This window comes from Neisseria sp. P0001.S005 (assembly GCF_051963715.1).
Window position 1 is genome coordinate 1 of sequence record NZ_JBQCTZ010000618.1, and the last position, 434, is coordinate 434.

Consider the following 434-nt stretch of genomic DNA (forward strand, 5'->3'; position numbering starts at 1 on the left):
CGGAAGTTTTTCGGCGGTTTGTTTTGTTCCTGCTCTTTTTTGGTGTTGCGGATCAAGGTGCGCAATTTGCCGGCGTCGGCTTGCGGAAAATCGGCCATAAATTGGGTAATCGCGCCATCGTCTGCCAACAGTCGGGTACGCGCCTGCTCGACGCGTTGCAAAAAGGCATTGTGCGCCGTATTGTCGCCGCGCAGTTTGGCCAAATAGGCTTCGATGGGCGCAGGGTCGGTATCGCGCATCAGGCGGCCGATAAATTGTGCTTGGCGTTTGAGCGCGCTGTTGGACGTGATTTTTTTATAGGCGGCAATCGCCTCGAACAGCTCTTCGTCCAAGCCGATTTTTTTCAGCGTATCGCTGGAGAGCTTGGTCAATTCCATACCCAAAGCCTGCAAATCGTTCATCTGCTTTTTCATTTGGGTTTTGCTGACCCATTC

Annotated in this window: 1 protein-coding gene; it reads right to left on the bottom strand. The window is 52.8% G+C overall.

What is annotated here, in order from left to right; all coding sequences use genetic code 11:
• The coding region (gene yjgA / locus ACTHSP_RS22035; protein ID WP_440347012.1) for a ribosome biogenesis factor YjgA at positions 1–434 on the bottom strand (434 nt) is incomplete at both ends.